Annotated in this window: 14 protein-coding genes and 2 pseudogenes; 5 read left to right on the forward strand and 11 right to left on the reverse strand. The window is 40.9% G+C overall.

What is annotated here, in order from left to right; translation table 11 throughout:
- Positions 1-154: 154 nt before the first annotated feature.
- Positions 155-1,951: an alkaline phosphatase family protein gene (locus ACEW80_RS11230; protein WP_373526652.1), complete on the reverse strand. Its 1,797-nt coding sequence runs from the start codon at positions 1,949-1,951 to the stop codon at positions 155-157.
- Positions 1,952-2,304: 353 nt separating this feature from the next.
- Here ACEW80_RS11230 and ligA point away from each other — a divergent pair, with 353 nt between their 5' ends.
- From ligA to ACEW80_RS11255, 5 genes and pseudogenes are all read left to right on the forward strand, one after another.
- On the forward strand, positions 2,305-4,341 hold the full coding sequence (gene ligA, locus ACEW80_RS11235) for an NAD-dependent DNA ligase LigA (protein WP_373526653.1): 2,037 nt from the start codon (positions 2,305-2,307) through the stop codon (positions 4,339-4,341).
- Between the two features lie 89 nt (positions 4,342-4,430).
- A pseudogene (locus ACEW80_RS11240) lies at positions 4,431-4,541 on the forward strand (DUF4058 family protein); the annotation flags it as partial.
- Positions 4,542-4,568: 27 nt separating this feature from the next.
- A pseudogene (locus ACEW80_RS11245) lies at positions 4,569-4,742 on the forward strand (DUF4058 family protein); the annotation flags it as partial.
- 97 nt (positions 4,743-4,839) lie between these two features.
- Complete coding sequence (gene modA / locus ACEW80_RS11250; RefSeq protein ID WP_373526654.1) at positions 4,840-5,634, forward strand: molybdate ABC transporter substrate-binding protein; 795 nt, start codon at positions 4,840-4,842, stop codon at positions 5,632-5,634.
- 192 nt (positions 5,635-5,826) lie between these two features.
- Entirely contained in the window at positions 5,827-6,117 is a 291-nt protein-coding gene (locus tag ACEW80_RS11255) for a DUF6745 domain-containing protein (RefSeq protein WP_373526665.1), read from the forward strand.
- 99 nt (positions 6,118-6,216) lie between these two features.
- Here the strand turns inward: ACEW80_RS11255 and ACEW80_RS11260 are convergent, their stop codons facing one another.
- The 10 genes from ACEW80_RS11260 to lhgO all read right to left on the reverse strand — a co-directional run.
- Positions 6,217-8,445: a GumC family protein gene (locus tag ACEW80_RS11260; protein WP_373526655.1), complete on the reverse strand. Its 2,229-nt coding sequence runs from the start codon at positions 8,443-8,445 to the stop codon at positions 6,217-6,219.
- A 128-nt stretch (positions 8,446-8,573) separates the two neighbouring features.
- Positions 8,574-9,674 (reverse strand): glycosyltransferase, encoded by a 1,101-nt coding sequence (locus tag ACEW80_RS11265; protein WP_373526656.1) that lies wholly within the window; start codon positions 9,672-9,674, stop codon positions 8,574-8,576.
- 236 nt (positions 9,675-9,910) lie between these two features.
- Positions 9,911-11,224 (reverse strand): NAD(P)H-dependent oxidoreductase, encoded by a 1,314-nt coding sequence (locus ACEW80_RS11270; RefSeq protein ID WP_373526657.1) that lies wholly within the window; start codon positions 11,222-11,224, stop codon positions 9,911-9,913.
- 110 nt (positions 11,225-11,334) lie between these two features.
- Complete coding sequence (locus tag ACEW80_RS11275; RefSeq protein ID WP_373526658.1) at positions 11,335-12,579, reverse strand: glycosyltransferase family 1 protein; 1,245 nt, start codon at positions 12,577-12,579, stop codon at positions 11,335-11,337.
- 91 nt (positions 12,580-12,670) lie between these two features.
- Positions 12,671-13,228, reverse strand: coding sequence for a dTDP-4-dehydrorhamnose 3,5-epimerase (gene rfbC, locus ACEW80_RS11280; RefSeq protein ID WP_373526659.1), 558 nt, complete (start codon positions 13,226-13,228; stop codon positions 12,671-12,673).
- 76 nt (positions 13,229-13,304) lie between these two features.
- Positions 13,305-14,156 carry a phytanoyl-CoA dioxygenase gene (locus ACEW80_RS11285; protein ID WP_373526660.1) on the reverse strand — a complete coding sequence of 284 codons (852 nt, stop codon included), beginning with the start codon at positions 14,154-14,156 and terminating at the stop codon, positions 13,305-13,307.
- Positions 14,157-14,206: 50 nt separating this feature from the next.
- On the reverse strand, positions 14,207-15,214 hold the full coding sequence (locus tag ACEW80_RS11290; protein ID WP_373526661.1) for a glycosyltransferase family 2 protein: 1,008 nt from the start codon (positions 15,212-15,214) through the stop codon (positions 14,207-14,209).
- Positions 15,215-15,418: 204 nt separating this feature from the next.
- Positions 15,419-16,687, reverse strand: coding sequence for a methyltransferase domain-containing protein (locus ACEW80_RS11295; RefSeq protein WP_373526662.1), 1,269 nt, complete (start codon positions 16,685-16,687; stop codon positions 15,419-15,421).
- Between the two features lie 109 nt (positions 16,688-16,796).
- Positions 16,797-17,825, reverse strand: coding sequence for an NAD-dependent epimerase/dehydratase family protein (locus ACEW80_RS11300; RefSeq protein WP_373526663.1), 1,029 nt, complete (start codon positions 17,823-17,825; stop codon positions 16,797-16,799).
- 303 nt (positions 17,826-18,128) lie between these two features.
- Positions 18,129-18,902, reverse strand: a 774-nt coding sequence (lhgO, locus tag ACEW80_RS11305; RefSeq protein ID WP_373526664.1) for an L-2-hydroxyglutarate oxidase, incomplete at its 5' end; no start/stop codon positions are given.

The following is an 18,902-nucleotide window of genomic DNA, read 5'->3' on the forward strand; positions in this document are numbered from 1 at the left end:
CCCATAACCTAGAGAATCTGGAAGCAGTGAAAGGATTAAATATGAGTTACATCTGCCAAATTGAGGGATTGAACGCCCCAGTAGATTCACCAGGGCGTTATCAGCACTACAATTCAAAAAAGGTTGCTAGCGGATTCATTTTAATTAATGCTTTTTAGCGATCGCGCCAGCTTTTATCTATATAGCGTTGGTCTTTTACCTGCGATACCTGGATAGAGGCTTTATAACTTCTTCCTATCCTGGTAGTGAAAACGCGAGTTTTGACTTTCACTTGTTTGGGATCTACTCCTACCTTCAATCCTTCAACTAGTACCCGACCATCAAAGTCTTCATTGCTACTGATGCCCTTAAGCGCCAAAATTGTTGGGGTGATATCAACATTGCTTGCGGGTGTCTCAATAGTTACTCCTTTCTTGAAATCGGTTCCCCAAGCAATAAAGGTGTTACGAATATTCCAGGGACTCATGCTGCCATGACCACTCTCATTGCCTGTGAGTGGGCCAGTTGTCCCACTACTAGTGTCTGTAAAGTCGGTTCCCTTAACACCAAAGGCATTTTTATTTGATGTCCAAGGAAAAGTCAAAATGATGTCAGCACCTCGTTCTTGATTGAACTCATGGATAAGTTCTAAAGAAAAGGTTCCTGGCACCCAACCTTCTGGTTGAGGAGAGCGTTGCTTATCTTGCTGATTAAATCCAGCATCAAGTTGAGGTCTTACTTTAACTGGTCTGCGTGCTGCTGTAAAGAGAACGCCACTCCAATCCTGTTTCTGCAAGAAGTTAACAATCTTTTCTATCTTCCTGGGATTACGGTCTTTGACATGGAGCAATACAGCCTGACCACTGCTAGCTAAGACTACATCATCGGAATCTTTTCCGAGCTTGAGTCCAGCATTAGTTAATTCTTGTTCTACATTGACTGCAAAGGTCTGAACGCTGAAGCCATGATCGGAGATCACAAAAATATTAGTTCGGTTAAATAGCCCTAGTTTTTTCAGCCGATTAAGAACCAGACCAATATTGCGATCGTCGTTGCGGATGCCGTTGATACCTTCTGGAGAACCAGCACCGAATCGATGCTGAATATGGTCAGGTTCGGTTAACCAGTTAAGAATTACATCGGGTTTTAGTTCTGGGAGTACATAATCTGTGAGAACCTTCCCAGTCCAGTCTACCGCTTCATTATATTGGTCATCTCCGTTGGTATCTTGATTGACAGGAGCAGCACCAAAGCGAGTTAGAATTTCCTGGTTTATCTTAGGGGGGAATGCTACAAGTTTACCTGGGTCAAAATATCCATTAATCAAAAAGCCGACATTATTAGTAATAGAGCGGGGATTGAGCAAGAGTGTGCTACCTGTTGACCCAGAACTAATAGCAGCTAGTTTCAGACCATTTTTTTGGAGATGTTCGCCCAAAGTTTTGACAAAGACTAACTTTCCACCAGTTACTTCATCCAGTTTCAGGAGGTTAGCATATTCGCCTGTGCTAAATGAACGGGTTGGGTTTACCTGTGGCACATACATTGAGTTGCTGACAATGCCATTTTTACCTGGATAATACCCTGTACCGATTGCTGTTGAGTTAACACGAGTCACTGTAGGGAAAACAGCATGGCTATTAACGTAGTTGACACCCTCTTGACGCAAACGATATAAATTAGGCGTATTTTGTGGGTTGATAGAATCGGGGCGCAGTCCATCTAGAATAAAAACTAGATTTAGACGAGCTTGACCAGGCGTTACAAAGTTAGTCTTTTTGCGGTTGGCTGTGTCGGCTAATGTTACTGTAGTCTGGCGTAATAAGTATTCTCCTGCACTAAAAGTGACAGCAGACATCCCAATAATTAATCCACCGAGAAATAAACGCCGCTTGATTGAGTACTGGCGTGTCTTAGAAGATATATTGGAGTCGTTAGAAGCGGTTTTTAATTGTCTTTGGTCGTTGTTCATACAATCTCTTTTTTACAATACAGAAGAGTACTACCTAAGTAAGCTTTGCCTAAGGCGATCGCTACTCCCGAAGCAAGAAGGCTTGAAAGTAACAAAAAAGCTTTTGAATTTGCTGTTTCTTCTGCTTGATTTTGGCGGTTTTGTTTTAATGTCTGTTTACCAACGATTTAACTTTTAGTTAAGAGGGCGTTTAAAAAGTTGACGTTGAGCAAATTGTGCATGGCTAGCAATGTCCGTGGTTTCAGAAACATCATTTTCATTACGAGCAATTAAAACACCGTCTTTTCTTGAAACTAAATTAGGTTTAATATAGTCAGCCCTTAGTGCGATCGCTAAATATTTTATAATAAGTAATGATCCAGATTAAGCCAGAAGTAAAGCGTATAGAAGAACTGCGCCAGTTATTGCAACAAGCAAGCTATGCTTATTACGTCCTAGATGCTCCAATCATGGAAGATGCAGTCTATGACCAGCTATATCGAGAATTGCAACAACTGGAAACTCAGTATCCAGAATTGACGACACCTGATAGCCCTACTCAGCGCGTAGGTGAGCGGCCGGCAACGCAATTTACCTCAGTGCGGCATAACATCCCCCTCTACAGTCTAGAGAATGCGTTTAATATTGATGAGTTGCAAGCATGGGATCAGCGTTGGCGGCGACAAATACCGAAAATAGACTCAGTAGAATATGTCACTGAACTCAAAATTGATGGTTCTGCTTTGGCTCTTAGCTACCAGAATGGAGTTCTAGTGAGGGGTGCAACTAGGGGTGATGGGGCGATGGGTGAAGATATCACCCAAAATGTACGGACAATTCGCTCAATTCCCTTACGTTTGAATTTTGAAGGGTTAGAAATTCTGGAAAGGGTGGAAGTGCGCGGTGAAGCTTTTTTGCCGTTGGAAGTGTTTAAACAAATTAACGAAGAAAGGCAAAAAGCAGGTGAGCAATTATTTGCTAATCCCCGTAATGCCGCAGCTGGTACACTCAGGCACTTAGACTCGCGCATTGTAGCGAAGCGGCGGTTAGATTTCTTTGCCTATACTCTGCACATTCCTGGCAGAGATGACACCAGTATTGCTAATACCCAATGGGAATCATTGGAGTTGTTAGAAAAGATGGGTTTTCGAGTGAACCCCAATCATAAATTATGTAGCTCTGTAGCAAATGTAGCAGAATATTATGAGTACTGGGATACAGAACGCCTGAATTTACCCTACATGACAGATGGGGTAGTAGTGAAGCTGAATTCTTTTAAACTTCAAGAACAGCTAGGGTTTACGCAAAAATTCCCCCGGTGGGCGAACGCTTTGAAGTACGCAGCCGAAGAAGCACCCACCCGTGTGGAAAATATTGCTGTGAATGTGGGACGAACGGGGGCATTAACACCGTTAGCAGAGATGCGCCCTGTGCAACTGGCGGGGACAACAGTTTCCCGCGCTACTTTACATAATAGCGATCGCATTACTCAATTAGACATCCGCATTGGCGATACTGTCATTGTCCGCAAAGCTGGCGAAATCATCCCAGAAGTACTGAGGGTATTAAAAGAACTTCGTCCTGCTGACACCGAACCCTTTGTTATGCCCACCCATTGCCCAGTCTGCGGTCAACTAGTCGTGCGAGAATCAGGTGAGGCGGTGACTCGCTGCGTCAATGCTTCTTGTGCAGCGATTCTTAAAGGTTCCATTGAACATTGGGTAAGTCGTGATGCCTTGGATATTAAAGGCATGGGGGAAAAGTTGGTATATCAACTCGTTGATAAAGGTTTGGTACATTCCGTTGCCGATTTATATGAGTTGACAGCAGAAAAATTATTTGTATTAGAAAGGATGGGGAAAAAGTCGGCAGAGAAATTGATAGATGCGATCGCACAATCGAAAAACCAACCTTGGTCTAGGGTATTGTATGGTTTAGGTATCCGTCACGTTGGCAGTGTAAATGCCCAATTGTTGACTCAGAAATATTTTACTGTAGACCAGTTAGCTACAGCAAAGCAATCAGATATTGAAGGCATTTACGGTATTGGTGCTGAAATTGCCCAATCTGTGTATCAGTGGTATCGCATTGATGCCAACCAAACTTTAATAGAACGTTTGCAAGCAGAAGGATTGCAATTAACTGCCACAGAGGAACCAAAAACAGTTGATGATGGTAATCAAAAGTTCGCAGGTAAAACTTTTGTAATTACAGGTACATTGCCAACCTTAAAGCGAGAGGAAGTTAAAGCTTTGATTCAAAAAGCTGGCGGTAAAGTGACTGATTCAGTGAGTAAAAAAACAGATTATTTAGTGTTAGGAGAAGATGCCGGTTCTAAGTTAGAAAAAGCGCTCTCCTTCGGAATTACGCAGTTAAGTGAGGCGCAATTCTTGGAGATGATTGAAAAATAATTCGTAATGACGCTCCTGCGTCGCTAACGTAATTGCTGGAATTGTTGTATTATGGAAACAGGGAAAATTATTAGCTCCAAGGCTGTTTTATGCCGTCTCCATTTCCGGGAATGAACCCTTACCTTGAAAATCCCGAATTGTGACCGGAAGTGCATCATCGGTTAATTACAGCGATCGCTAATGCGATTGAGTCTAACCTTAGCTAAGACTACCGAGTTGCACTTCCGTTAAAACCAAAAGATGTAGAAGTATTAGTTGATCTCCAAAGTCTGCTGTGGCAAATTTATAACCAAGCACGGTACGACTTGGTAATTGATTACCGACAAGAACCCATTCCACCCTTGCAGAAAACAGATCGGGCTTGGGCAGATGCGCTTTTACTTTTCAAGGGTTTGCGATAGTTTGTGATTCAGCATTACCAATATAGTTGGTAATGCTATGATATTTTTGGTATAATTCTACCTAGAATCAATTTTAGTAAAAAATCCCTCAAATTCTATGAAAAGAAGACAAATTTTTGGCTTTCTGGGTATATTGGTTGCTGGTTTGCTCCTAGCAATTGGTTTACCCTTGGTTACTCCTTCTTCGGTAATCGCACAGTCAAACACCAGCATACTCGTGTCCGCAGCCGCCAGCTTAAAAGAAGCGATGGAAGAAATTAAGCCTTTATACCAACAAAGTAAATCAAATATCAATATTAATTATAATTTTGGGGCTTCTGGTGCTTTACAGCAACAGATTGAGCAAGGTGCCCCAGCAGATATCTTTATTTCTGCTGCCAAAAAACAAATGGATGCCTTGGAACAAAAAGGAATGTTGCTACCAGGTAGCCGGACTAACCTAGCAAATAACCGTCTGGTGTTGATTGTGGCTCAAGATATTGTTGGCATTAGTAGCTTCTACAATTTAACAGATAGTAAGATTAAGAAAATTGCGATCGGTGAACCCAGAAGTGTACCCGCTGGTCAATATGGGGAGCAAGTTTTAAAGAAATTGAAAATTTATGATCAAGTCAAGTCCAAATTAGTCTTTGCTAACAATGTGCGTCAAGTTTTGGCAGCAGTAGAAAGTGGTAACGCCGAAGCGGGTTTAGTTTATGTGACGGATGCTAAAATCTCCAAGAAGGTAAAAGTTGTAGTCGCTGCTGACGATAATTTTCATTCACCGATTGTCTATCCGGTAGCAATAATTAAAAACAGTAAAAATACTGCTGCTGCTAAGGAATTTGCCCAGTTTTTATCTGGCAGTCAAGCCAAGACCGTACTCAAAAAATATGGGTTTATTGTGCGTTAAAGGAATAAAAATTCTTTATCGAGAAGAGAAGTATGGTTACATCTGCGGTTGTTTCCCCAACTCTGGACAACTTTACAAACCCAATCTGGGCATTATGACTATTGTTTTGCTCCTGAATAGTGGGTATGTGACGGCTGTTATCTTAATTGACTGAGTAATTGTCTAAATTGGGAACTCTTTCAAGCTTTATTAATAGAGTGTGGTTGGATTTTACCATTTCAAGAAATTTGTATTGTTTGCGATCGCCCCATACGCATTTCTTTTGATACTAAAAAATGCTTATATGCAGAGGGAGAACCTGCATTAGAATTTTTGGATGGGTTGCGGGTATACGCTCATCATAGAGTCAAGTTACCAAAACAGTATGGAATACTTCTGCCAAATCAATGGAAAGCTCAATGGTATCAGGTTGCTAATTTGACTATCTCAAATTGGGTTTTTCTGGCACATAATCTAGAAAATGCGGTTTATACCCAAACATAAGTAAGAATTAAGCAATAAGTTATTCTCATTTCCTTAACAAGGGGCTTAAGCCCCTTGTCTAGCTAAGATAATAGCTGAATTTACGCCAAGCCGTACTAGCTATTTTTCCACAGCTTGACGCAAGGCCAATTGCTGTTGTTTGATATTGGGTACGTAATTAATGCTAGAGTTTGATACCCCGTTAGCTACAACGCCAATCAGATTTAACTTACTTAACATGGCTGTAGCTTGAGTCAGCTGACTTCGCGTTACAATACCAATGCTTGCCACCATGATCACACTACGACAAGATGATGCGGTAAGCATGGCATCCACTAAGCCGAGAACTGGGGGAGCATCAATAAGTACCAAATCATAGTTTTCCTCAAATGCTGCCATTAATTGCATCATCCGAGGAGAACTCAACAGATTAGCTGGGTCAGCAGGTTTTGGGCCAGCAGTCAAAATATCGATGTAGGCGGAGCCTGAGTATTGAAGACTAATTTGGTTGGGTAGAGTTGTATCACTAGCCAGTAGAGTTGAAAGCCCCTGTTCATTAGGAAGATTCAGCTGTTGATGCAGGCTGGGATCACGTAAATTGGCATCAATCAGCAACACCCTTTTGTGTAAACGAGCAGCACTCATTGCCAGACCCAACGCCAAAGCTGACTTACCCTCATCTGGTAAAGCTGAGGTGATCATCAAAGATTTCAAGTTAGTAACAGTATTTAAAAGTTCAATGTTTTTGTAAATCAGATCCAGCGATTCCCAACGCGGTGGAGATTGCAATACCTGAATTGTCCAGGGAGCGAGAACTTCTGGCTTGCCAAAAGGCAACTTGATCATTGATTCTCTGGGTTTAGCTGACGGTAACTTGGGAGTTGTTCCCAACAACGGCAAGGCCATTTGCTTCTCTAATTCAGCAGTAGTGTGAACTGCATCATCAGCCGATTCTCGAATAAAGGCAGCAATGCTTCCTAACATAAACCCAACCACAGCGCCTAATAGCAAGTTCTGTTGGAGATTGGGGCCTAATTGTGCGCCTTTTTGAGGATCTTCTACAACTTCCCAATTAAATCCACCCTTGGAAAGTTCTTGCCGCAATTGCTGTTCTGCTCTTAAAAGTTGCTCTAATCTTTCACGACTAAATTGCAACTGTGGTAGCATCCGATTGTAATAAGCTAACAGAGGCGGGAAGCGTTTGATTTCAAAACGCAGCTCGTTTTCTTTCTGGGCCAAAGTTTGATCGCGAGCAGTTAAAGCAACTATAGTTGTCTGCGTTTCCACTAACTGACCAGCAAGGCTGAGATCAATTTCACCGAGTTGTCCTTTTTCGAGAAGAGAGTCTTTGGAAGTGAATGCACCAGCAGATTTTTCGCCTAAAGCCCTACCTACCTCTTGTTGCAATAATTCCTTGTGGCTCTGAAGTTGTTCTTTGAGCTTTTGGACACTCGGAGTCTCATCTGTAAAGCGTAAGCGTTCCTGTGCTAATGCCAGTTCTGTTTTTTGAATTTCGTTCAGTAAGCTTTGGTAGCGAGTAGACTGACTTAGACGAGAAGCAACTAGAGCATTTTGGGGAGAACGGTTAAGTTGTTCTTCTAAAGATTTTTGACGTGCTAAGGCTTCCCCATATTGAGCACGAGTTGTCTGTCGTTCTTGGGCAATATTGTTCAAAGCTGTCTCAATCGCTTTCGCTTGCGATTCTGGATCAATTAAGTTCTGGTTTCTGCGAAATCTTTGTAAATTTGTCTCAGCCGCGTTTACTTCTTCACTAGCTTTACTTAACTGTTCCCTGATAATTTGCAGACCTTTTTGTAAACGCGAATTCTGTTGTTGTTTGTTATATTCCACATAAACTTGTCGAATTGCACCCAGAACTTTTTGTGTCTTTTCTGGATCTCCAGCAGTGTATTCAACTTGAAAGATTTTAGTAGCGACATTATCTTCTTTGCTCCTTAATTGAGTTAAGACCAAAGAAGCTTTAATTTCAGCTGCACTTATATCTGGATAATCAGACTGAAGTTTATCAACTGCTTTTTGGATAAGTCCCGAACTCTGCATCAAGTTAAGCTGGGTTGCTGTATCTATCACAACATTAGAGTCAGTAAACTGATTGTCTACCCCAGCACCTTCTGTCTTACCTTGATAGTTAGGTTCTACTAGCAGTTGCATTGAACTTTTATAAGTAGGTTTCGTCTTAAAAGTTACCATGCCTGCAATAGCAAGAGAACTAATAAATACTATTAAAAACCAAGGAAATCTTCGCACAAACACGGCAAACAATTGTCCGTAACTTGGTTCATTTTCCGAAGCTGGAGTTATATGAGGATTTAGACTAGTTTGAACCACTTTTATTATCCTTGTCTTTAAGACTTACGCTAAGAGATACTCCGAAGAATACCTATTTTTTTAACAAACCGCCAAGGAGGAGAGAGAAAAATAAATAGGTAATCTTATAGTAGGAAGGGATTAAGAAATCAAATGAATAATTGACTCATACTACAAACTTGGTTAATAATTTGCTCAACTTTGCCAAAGAAGGCATTCTCTGAAAAGTTTTCTACTGCATGATTACGGATGCGATCGTAATTCCAAGAAATGTTCTTGGCTTCTAGTAATGCAAGTTGTAAAGATTCGGGTGTTTGTCTTTTGAAAAAGACTCCTGTTTCACCTGGTATTTGAGTATCTAATACTCCACCTGCTCCATAGGCGATGACTGGTGTGCCACTAGCATTAGCCTCTACTGGGACTAATCCATAGTCTTCTAAAGCAGCGACAATAATAGACTTGGCTTTGGAAAACAAGTCTTTGCGGGTTCTATCACTTACGTGTCCCAAGAACTCAATATTTTGTAATGCTTTGGATTTTAACCGTGCTTGTTCTGGCCCATCACCTGATATTAATAACCGCCACCCTAGCCAATTAAAAGCTTCTACTATTATATCAAGACGCTTATAACTAATCATCCGGGCTGAGGCCAGATAATATTCATCTTTTATATCTGAAAAAACAAATTTACTAGTATCAATTGGGTAGTTCACCATCATTGCCTTTTTGCCATAAATATTTTCAATACGGCGGGCAACAACACTAGAATTGGCAATGTAAAGATCAGGTTCCTGTGCATATTTCAGGTCTACCTTTCTCATTACTTGGAATACTTGTTCGATTAAAGGAGCAAAATATCTATAATCTCCGTACTCTCTTAAATAAGTTGCTGTATCCCATAAGAAACGGGTGACGTTATGGCAAAAACAAATGTGGTGGGCATTGGGGTTTTTTCGTACTGCTTTAGCGAAGCTGGTGCTACTGCTAATAATTAAATCGTAGTCTTGCAGATCCAAGGAACGAAAAGCAGGAAAATATAGAGGAGCCATCGATCTGAAATATTTTGCTGCATAGGGAATCTTTTGCAAGAAAGTTGTATTAACTATGCGATCGCCTAAATCAATAGTTTTTTGTGGATCGTACAAAGATGTGAAAATATCTGCTTCGGGATAGCGCCGACAAAGCAGTTCAAACACACGCTCTGCCCCACCACGCTGGGTTAAATAATCATGGACTAGAGCAATTTTCATGAATTTGACCTAAAGTTTCGATAAGGTTTGTTTGAACGCTCCCCAGCAAGTGACTATCAACAACTTTAGTTAAATCGGCGGTTAGAAACCGCGACTACGCAGGCAAAACCCACCTCCGTGGGTTTCAAACCTTCAATCTTTCCTCAACTGTTGTTTGTGTAGCCGCGAATTCTATTCGCCCTGGCTCTACGCCCCTATAGCCAATTCATTTGTTGCAAATGTTTTTGAAACCGATATTATCCAACTGCTACCAAGATTTTTTCTGGGGCGAAATAAGTGTTTTGCTCAGTTCGGAGTTGGTCGCAAAGTCTGCCTTCAGGTAGTTCTACATCCGCGTATGTGAGGACTTGATCCTTAGAAATATCTCGTTTCAGGCCACACCCTTCAGCTAAACCAATCGGTAGAAGATTTTGCTGTTGGACAATATCGGAATTCTCACATTGTCCGTAGGTCATGTAGTAGCCAATGCCATCTAAGGTTTCTCCTGCTTTCAGGTCGATTTTGGCGGTGGTGACAACATCTACTAGCGGGCCTGCTAGTGGAGACATGACGGCATCACCGAACAGAACAGCACGCGCTACGGACAGAGGAACTTCAAAATGACAGAGGTGATAAGGAGTATAGAAGCTGTAAAGAGGGCCTTCACCTAATTTGTATAAGTTGAGATAGTGGCGTTGCTTGGGGTCGTCGTGAGTGGCAAATACATATACGCCTGGGCCAGGTTTTGCTCCAACTACATAATCGACAATGCCGCCCAGTTCCTTGAGTTGTTCAACATCATATAACTGGGTCATTTCATCGACATAACCGTTGAAGTCATATCCCAACATTCCCCGTTTGGCGACTTTCATCCCTGTGGCATTGGCAACGATCGCTTGCTCAAAGGAAATTTTGGTTCCGTCGGCAAAGCTAGCCACCATGTGAGGCTTTTGACCCCAACGTTTAGCAAATCCTTCTTGGGTCGTGGGATTGCGATAGGGGTCTTGGAGTCCTTTTATGTTACCGCACAATAAGGGAGTTAAACCAATGCTTTTCACAAAGCGGTAAAGGTTCATTTGTACCCCTGGCTGATCGCCATCACAAGCGCTGAGAATAACGCCTGCTTTGTCGGCATACACTTTCAGGATGGGGCCAATAGTGCCATCGAGTTCGGCATTCATCATGATCACGTGTTTGCAATGGGCGATCGCTTCCATGACAATGTGAGCGCCAAATTCCACTGCACCTGTGACTTCGATTAAGGCATCGATGCCTTCAGCCCGACACAGTAACTTAGCGTCTTCTGTGACTGCATACTTACCGTTAGCGATCGCATCTTCTAATTCGCTGACAGTTGCAACAACTTGAATATCCTCAATTCCGGCTTCCGAATAAGCTTGTTTAGCTGCATCAATCTGGCGATTGGAAATAGCAACTAACTCCATTCCTGGCACTGAATTGACAATTTGGTTGGCAATTCCTCGACCCATAAAACCAGCCCCAATCATTCCCACTTTGATGGGATTGCCTGCTGCTGCACGGGTTTGTAAGGCGCGATCGATAATAATCATGAACTAAACTTCTTTTTGGAACTGTTGGTTGTTATACAAATTCTCGATAAATTTGTACTTAATAATTTGTTACAGCTAACTATTAAGTAGATTTTCATAGAGAATTGGGATTAGCGATCGCTACTAACTAGCTGTTTGCTAGATGTTGTAGAACCGATCTGTTTCTTCTGGCTGTGATTTTCGATAATTTGCTCCACAGCATTTCTATAGGCTTGAGCAAACTTTTCTTTGGTATGATTTGCTCTTGCATATTCCCATGCCTTACGAGACATAAGCTTTAGGTCTTCAACAGGCAAATTGGAAATACTTGTAACTTTCGCCTTAATTTCTTCAAGGGAAAGATTATCGAAAATCACACCAAAATCATGAACATCCACACCAGATTCGTAGCTTAAAATTGGAATTAATCCGGCTTGCAAGCTAGTTATTACTGCTCCTGCCTGTCCCTCAGAAACGGAAGGATAAACAAGTCCCAAACAATTATTTGTAACTTTTAAAAAGTCAGGGCTGCTAACATCAATCCAACCATAGGTGTGGATGTTGGGTGTTTCGTATAGTTCTTTGTAGAAAGCTTGCTCAAATTCTCTGTCGTTACTTACCGGGCCACAAACTGTTAAATGGTATTCCGGCATTTGGACAAAGGCATCTAAAACTAAGTCTAATCCTTTGAGAACTAAAGCACTACCACCAAACCAAAGAAAATTCTTTCTTACCGCTTCAAAATCTTTCTCGTCGGGAGAGGGATAAACGAGTGACGAAGAAATCGGAATACGATACATTGGTTTGTTCGCATATTTGAATGTATCAACTGTGAAATTGTTGCCCAGTACGGTAGCGTAATCGGCATATTCAATTCCCAAGTTGGGCGTTTCAAATCGCTGTGGACGTAAAGTAATTCCTCTGCGCTGTTGGAGTTCTAGAAGTCTGTTGCATTCAGCTGCATTGCGAAAGACCATATTAGCAATGTCAACGTGGAAAATCTTGATGCAATCTTTATTAAGTTTTGGTGCGATCGCTTCTAAGCGATGACGGATATCAATGAAAAATGCGTAGTCTTTTTGAGGAATGAATTTATCATTGTGGAATTGGATAACATCAACGTTATAGCCCAAGTCTAAAAAAGTTTGGGCAATTAATAGACATTCCCAGTTCCAACTCTGGTCATTGGGGATAGGCTGACCTGGTTTTATGAGGAATGGCTCAATCCGATAAGAAAGAAGTACATTTCCTTTGGAAGGCTGTTTGGGCTTCAGGGAAACAACTTGTAAGGTCTTGGCATAATTGATGCGAGCTTGGACTTTTTTAGAGATGAAAGAGATAGTCTTTCCAACACGAGATAGAATACTATTTGGCATTTATTCTCATCCAAATGAGTTATTTGTTTTTTTCAGGCAGAGACGCATTCGCGTAGCGTCTCGTAGAGAAGGCGCAGAGAAATAGTTTAAGTTATCTGGAAGTTGTGCCGCCAACAGTCATCATTCTCAACAAAGGCCAATTTAAATCTTTCTCGGATATTTCAGTCACATCTAGAGGCCAATCAATGTTAAAGAATGGGTCATCATAGCGTAGACCTCTCTCGTAACCTGGCGTGTAAAATTCACCAACCTGGTATACTACTTCAGTCTCATCTGTTAGTGCTTGATAGCCATGAGCAAACATTTCAGGAACATATAAAGCGCGGCGGTTTTCTGGGGTTAGCTCTAGACCAATCTGTGATAAAAAAGTGGGAGATTCAGGACGCATATCAATAATTACGTCATAGATAGCACCTTTAGTACAGCGAATTAATTTCGTTTCTGCGGCTGGGAGAACTTGATAATGCATTCCCCGGATAGTGCCTTTTTTGTAGTTAAAAGACAGGTTACATTGGGCAACTGTTGGCTTTAATCCATGTGCCTCAAATTCTTGAGCGCAGAAAGACCGAGCAAAAAAACCACGGTGGTCTGGTTTTTCTTCTAAGTCAATAATGAATGCGTCTTTGAGTGCGGTTTCGGTGAAAATCATATAATTCCTTTTAGATGAATGTTGAGTAGAGAAAATAACAGTAATGAGCGTGGATTTAATAACCTATCAAAGGGTACTAAGTCGAAACTTTAACTGCATCTGATGCAGAACGTAACTCTGCTCTGGGATAAGTATCATCCCAATATTGAGTGCAGAGGTCTGGTCGTTCGGGAGGGTTGGCGGTATAACAAAAGAATAGCGCTGACCGATCTTCTGTGCGGACTGTGCCGTGATGCAAAGCATTTTTCGTATCTACAATAATGACTGTACCTGCTGGACCTGGGCAGGATTTCCAAGCTGATTTGGGAATGACTGATTTTACTTCTTCATCGTCGATACCCATATAGCCTGACTTCCAAAGTTTGTAGTAAAGTCGAAAATAATTCCAACTAAATAAGGAAGTTAAAGAGCGGGGAATGTATTCAAAAGGCCCAGTTTTTTCTTCTACATCATTCAAGTAAATAAAGATTTTGATAATGCGACGGTCTTCAGCATCGCTATGCCACAGCAGCGTTCCAAACTGATGTTTGCTCTTGAAATCTTTGCGTAAATGTACACCATGAAAAGCGACAGGAAGACCAATGTAATTTTCGATAATGTTGAGCAGCCTTTTCTCGATTCCCCAGGCATAAAATTCTGGTAAACCTGTAACTGTGGAAATTTGGGGCAACCTTTCATCTAGATGGTCATTGTTGGGATTTTCCATCTGAGACAATTGATGGTAAGCAGCTTTGAGCAGTTCGGAGCTAGAATTTAACCCTAAATCTGCCAGTCTTGTGACGTAAACGCCATCTTTTTTGAGAGCATTAAGGATGTTGCGATCGCATCCTTCCAATACTGGCAGATTTCTGCTATGCTTCCAACAAGCTAGATAGTATTCAAAGTCAGAAAACAGTGTAGCTATTTTGCTTTTAATTGCACTAAACATGACCTTAATACCTTCTATTTTTGATGTGTATTTATGATAGATTTAGTAGCTTATGGTTTGTAGATACGCACTTCTTGAGGAGATATTTCCCTTGATTCTGCTAACTTAAACTCTTTAGAAACCATTACATCAAAAGCACATAAGCTGACTAAAGTCAAAAATGGAACTACTGTCTTGATGGCGGACATAGGCCATCTTCTTAAAGCACCCAAGAAAACTTTCAAGCTGACTTCTTTACGGTTCTGCAAAATCATCCGCCTGCAAAACTGCTTAGAATATCCACTTTTCTCCAACTTTAAAATCACTTCGGGTATGTGTTTGTATTGCATTAACAGTGCAGACTTTGGTTCTTTTTGCCAATAACTCACACCCACAATACATTCTAAATAAGTCTCTTTAGTGACAATTACAATACCATTAGCAGCACAATATCCGGCTAAATATCCTAAAGATATCCAGTTGTTCTCAGCATCTGGCCAATTTTGTAGAGCGCGTTTTACTAGGTCAGTGCGGTAAACTGTAGCACTCAGAAAAATAACTGCGCCGACACTTTTGGAGAAACAATGTTCAAATATGGCTTTACCATCACCATCACCATCTTCACTATCAACATCAAACCAGCGATTACCAACAATTGTTGGTGGATGAACTGGTTCACCAGTAATTTGGTTCCGTCCAGAAAAGTTGAGGAACAATAATGATAAATCTTCATGTTGCTTGAGTTTGCTAATCACATAAGCAATGGCTCTATCTTGAACTGGGTCATCATCACCAATTGTCCAAACATATTGTGTTGTAGAAGAATTTAGGCAATACATAATATTTTTGACTACGCCTATATTATTCGAGTTTTTATTTGATTTAAATGTGATATTGCTAAATATTGATTGCCATTTTTGGATTATCTCTTGAGTATTATCTGTAGAACAATTATCAGAAATCAAGATTTCGCAGTCAGACTCAAAGCCTTTAATAGCTTTAGCTAACCAAGTAAGTTGTTTATCTAAAAGCTGGGCACGATTGAATGTAGGAATTGCGATGGTAAGCAATTTATTCATATTAATCTCAAACTTGTAGTTAATCAGAATCAGTATTAACAGCAGCTTCGTAATCAGCAAGCTGTTTTTTAGTCTAATTTTTTGTGATTTGGTGGTAAAAGCTTGATAAGAGATACGCCTTTTAATTACTCTTTAAATATTGTCTATGCTCAAAACAATTAAATGATTAGTAATAAAAGGCATTTTTTTGCTTCTTTTTAGTAACTACGATGCTATTAAAAGCCCATCCGGAATAGAAGAAGAATAAATTTTTACTTCGGGAATTGGCACTACAAACTGTCCACCCCACTCACCAATAAATGCCATTTGTTCTATAATTTCCTCCTTGAGATTCCAAGGTAAAATTAGGACATAATCTGGTTTGGTTTCGCGGATTTTATCTGGTTCAAAAATAGGGATATGAGTTCCAGGTAAAAATAAACCTTGTTTATACGGACTGCAATCTACTGTGTAATCGATAAAATCTTTCCCAATCCCACAGTAATTGAGCAATGTATTACCTTTGGCTGGTGCGCCATAAGCAGCGATTGATTTACCTTCTGCTTTAGCCTTCAACAGAAAATTTAATAGCTTATGCTTTGTTTCTTTGACTTTTTCTGCAAATGTAATGTAAGTCTCTATATTATGCAGTCCAGCAGCAATTTCTTTTGCTTTGAGATGCCTAATTCGTTCGCTGATGCTGAGATTATCAGCGTGGTCATGTTTGGCATAAATTCTTAAAGAACCGCCATGAGTTGGTAATTCTTCTATGTCAAAAAGTTGCAAGTTGTGTGCTGCAAAAATTTTTTCGATAGTGAGGAATGAAAAGTAAGAAAAATGCTCATGATAGATCGTATCAAACTGATTTTCTTGAATGAGTTGTAAAATATGAGGAAACTCCATCGTCAAAATGCCATTGGGTTTGAGGATGAGTTTCATCCCAGCGATGAAATCGTTTAGATCCGGTACATGAGCTAAAACATTATTGCCTATCAAAAGGTCAGCTAGTTTTCCTTGTATCACGAGTTCTTTGGCAGTTTCAACTCCAAAAAACTTGTTGATGCTAGGAATCCCTCTGCTTTGGGCAAACTTGGCGATATTTGCCGCTGGTTCTATTCCTAAAACTGGGATTCCTTTCTCTAAAAAATATTGCAGTAAGTAGCCGTCATTGCTGGCAATTTCAATAACTTGATTATGATGATTAAAGCCAAACTTTTCTACGATCATATTAGTGTAAGCCTTAGCATGTTTTAGCCAGCTTACCGAGTAGGAAGAAAAGTAAGCATAGTTGCTAAAAATATGATCTGGAGTTTCAAACTGTTCTAATTGAACCAAGAGAGTGTCTTCAGAGATATAAGCATGGAGAGGATAAAATTTTTCGGCATTATTTAGCTGTTCTGCTGTAAGATAAGCATTGGCTAAAGGTGACATTCCTAGATCAATAAAGGTTTGGTTCAGAGGTTGACCACTGAAACGACATTTTGCGATCGCCATAAACTTCAACTCCCTAATTACAAATAATTTGATGGATGAAATAAGTCCGAATCAACAATATTTGATTCGGAGCTTAGATTATTTGTCCGCTGCTATTAGGCGATTCTAGCTACTTTTTATTCCAGAAGAAATCTTTGTCAATTTGCTCGGTACGAATCAGATACTCCAGCTGTTTTAAACGAGTAAATCCTCTGAATAAGAAAGTATCTTCGGCCATATCTATTTGACTGAATAAATCCAATAACTGCTGGGCACCAAGTCGGGCATTCCAATCACACTTAAATCCAGGTAGAATTGTGTTGATTTTCTCGAAGGATACCCGATAGCTGCGGTTATCTGAGCCGTTGTCACCAAAGGACAATTTACAATCTGGGAAAATATCAGCAATAATTTCCGCGATTTCTTTAACGCGATAGTTGTTTGCTGTATCTCCCACGTTGAAGATTTGGTTATGTACAATGTCCCGTGGTGCTTCTAAAGCGCAGACTATTGCTTTGCAGATATCCAGTGCGTGGACTAATGGACGCCAGGGTGTACCATCACTGGTCATTTTGATTTGTTTGCTAGTCCATGCCAACCCTGCTAAGTTGTTTAAAACAATATCAAAGCGCATTCTGGGAGAAGCACCAAAGGCTGTGGCATTCCGCATAAAGGTGGGAGAGAAGTCATCGTCAGCGAGTGGTCTGACATCTCTTTCTACAAGAGTTTTGCATTCTGCGTAGGCTGTTTGGGGATTAATTGGGGATTGTTCTGTGACATCATCTGTGGTAGCAACGCCGTAGACACTGCACGAAGACATATATACGAAGCGACGCACACCCATAGCCTTAGCCAGACTAGCCAGACGAACTGAACCTACATGATTAATCTCATAGGTAATTTTGGGTGCCAATTGTCCAGCGGGGTCGTTGGAGAGTTCCGCCATATGAACTATTGCTTCAACACCTTCCAAATCATCAGGGGTAATGTTGCGGATATCTTTGTTAAGAGTTTTAGGCGTTACTGCATTAGCGTTGTACAACCAACCAACTTTATAGAAACCTGTATCTAGACCGATAACTTCATGTCCCCGTTCAATTAACAGAGGCGGCAATAATGAACCTAGATAGCCTTCTGTTCCAGTTACTAATATTTTCATTGTGTTTAATGCCTTTGTATTGATGAGTTAAATTACCTTGTTCCCAGCCTCTGACTGGGAATGCCCATTTGGAGGGCTACCGCCTCCCAAATTCGTGGTAGCAGCCCAATGATTTTAGAACCTGGAAACGAGATTTTAATTGATGCACTACACTTTTTGCTTGTGCATCTCCCCCATCCTTGGGCGGGCAAGATCCCAATGGAAACTGTGTTGAATGCAAATCAGAACTGCTAGTATGTTGCGATTTCATTTGCCTGCAATACTAAAAAATATGCAGCTTCAGACTGCAAGCAACTATGCTATCTATGCATTTACCACATTATCTAGATGTGATAGTTGGGGAATTTGTGTGACTAGGGCTTTGCCGATTTCTAGAGAAGATGTAGCCGCAGGAGAAGGAGCATTGCAAACATGAATAGAGTTTTGACCGGAAACAATCAAAAAATCGTCTACAAGCTTGCCATCGTTCATTAAGGCTTGAGCGCGGACTCCTGCATGGGTGGGAACTAAATCTTCTGCTTGGACTTCGGGAATTAGTTTTTGCAAACTTCTGGTGAAGGCTGCTTTACTAAAGGAACGAATGATTTCTTGGATGCCTTCATCAGCGTGTTTTGCTGCCAATTTCCAAAAACCGGGATAGGTGATGACTTCAAGAAAATCCCGCAGGTCAAAGTCGGTTTTTTTGTAACCTTCGCGTTTGAAACTGAGAACCGCGTTTGGTCCTGCGTGGACGCTACCATCAATCATCCGGGTAAAGTGGACACCCAGAAAGGGAAAATCGGGATTGGGAACTGGGTAAATTAGTGTCTTGACCAGATAGCGTTTTTCTGGTGTGAGTTCGTAGTATTCTCCCCGGAATGGGACAATTTTTGCTTGGGGTTCAACTTGACCTAATTTGGCGGTGCGATCGCTATGCAATCCAGTACAATTAATTACAAAGCGGGTTTCAAAGTTACCGTTGTTTGTTTCTAGTACCTGATTTCTACCACTTGGGGAGATTTTCAGAACTTTTGTATTCAGGTGTAAATCTCCACCCTGCTCTTGAATTAGCTGGGCGTATTTCAAACAAACTTGCTT

The organism is Nostoc sp. (assembly GCF_041747015.1).
In the GTDB taxonomy this organism is placed as follows: domain Bacteria; phylum Cyanobacteriota; class Cyanobacteriia; order Cyanobacteriales; family Nostocaceae; genus Nostoc.

Coding starts and splice junctions, on each gene's coding strand:
- ACEW80_RS11230 (WP_373526652.1), bottom strand. CDS start 1,951: ATGAACAACGACCAAAGACAATTAAAAACCGCTTCTAACGACTCCAAT.
- ligA (WP_373526653.1), top strand. CDS start 2,305: ATGATCCAGATTAAGCCAGAAGTAAAGCGTATAGAAGAACTGCGCCAG.
- modA (WP_373526654.1), top strand. CDS start 4,840: ATGAAAAGAAGACAAATTTTTGGCTTTCTGGGTATATTGGTTGCTGGT.
- ACEW80_RS11265 (WP_373526656.1), bottom strand. CDS start 9,674: ATGAAAATTGCTCTAGTCCATGATTATTTAACCCAGCGTGGTGGGGCA.
- ACEW80_RS11270 (WP_373526657.1), bottom strand. CDS start 11,224: ATGATTATTATCGATCGCGCCTTACAAACCCGTGCAGCAGCAGGCAAT.
- ACEW80_RS11275 (WP_373526658.1), bottom strand. CDS start 12,579: ATGCCAAATAGTATTCTATCTCGTGTTGGAAAGACTATCTCTTTCATC.
- rfbC (WP_373526659.1), bottom strand. CDS start 13,228: ATGATTTTCACCGAAACCGCACTCAAAGACGCATTCATTATTGACTTA.
- ACEW80_RS11285 (WP_373526660.1), bottom strand. CDS start 14,156: ATGTTTAGTGCAATTAAAAGCAAAATAGCTACACTGTTTTCTGACTTT.
- ACEW80_RS11290 (WP_373526661.1), bottom strand. CDS start 15,214: ATGAATAAATTGCTTACCATCGCAATTCCTACATTCAATCGTGCCCAG.
- ACEW80_RS11295 (WP_373526662.1), bottom strand. CDS start 16,687: ATGGCGATCGCAAAATGTCGTTTCAGTGGTCAACCTCTGAACCAAACC.
- ACEW80_RS11300 (WP_373526663.1), bottom strand. CDS start 17,825: ATGAAAATATTAGTAACTGGAACAGAAGGCTATCTAGGTTCATTATTG.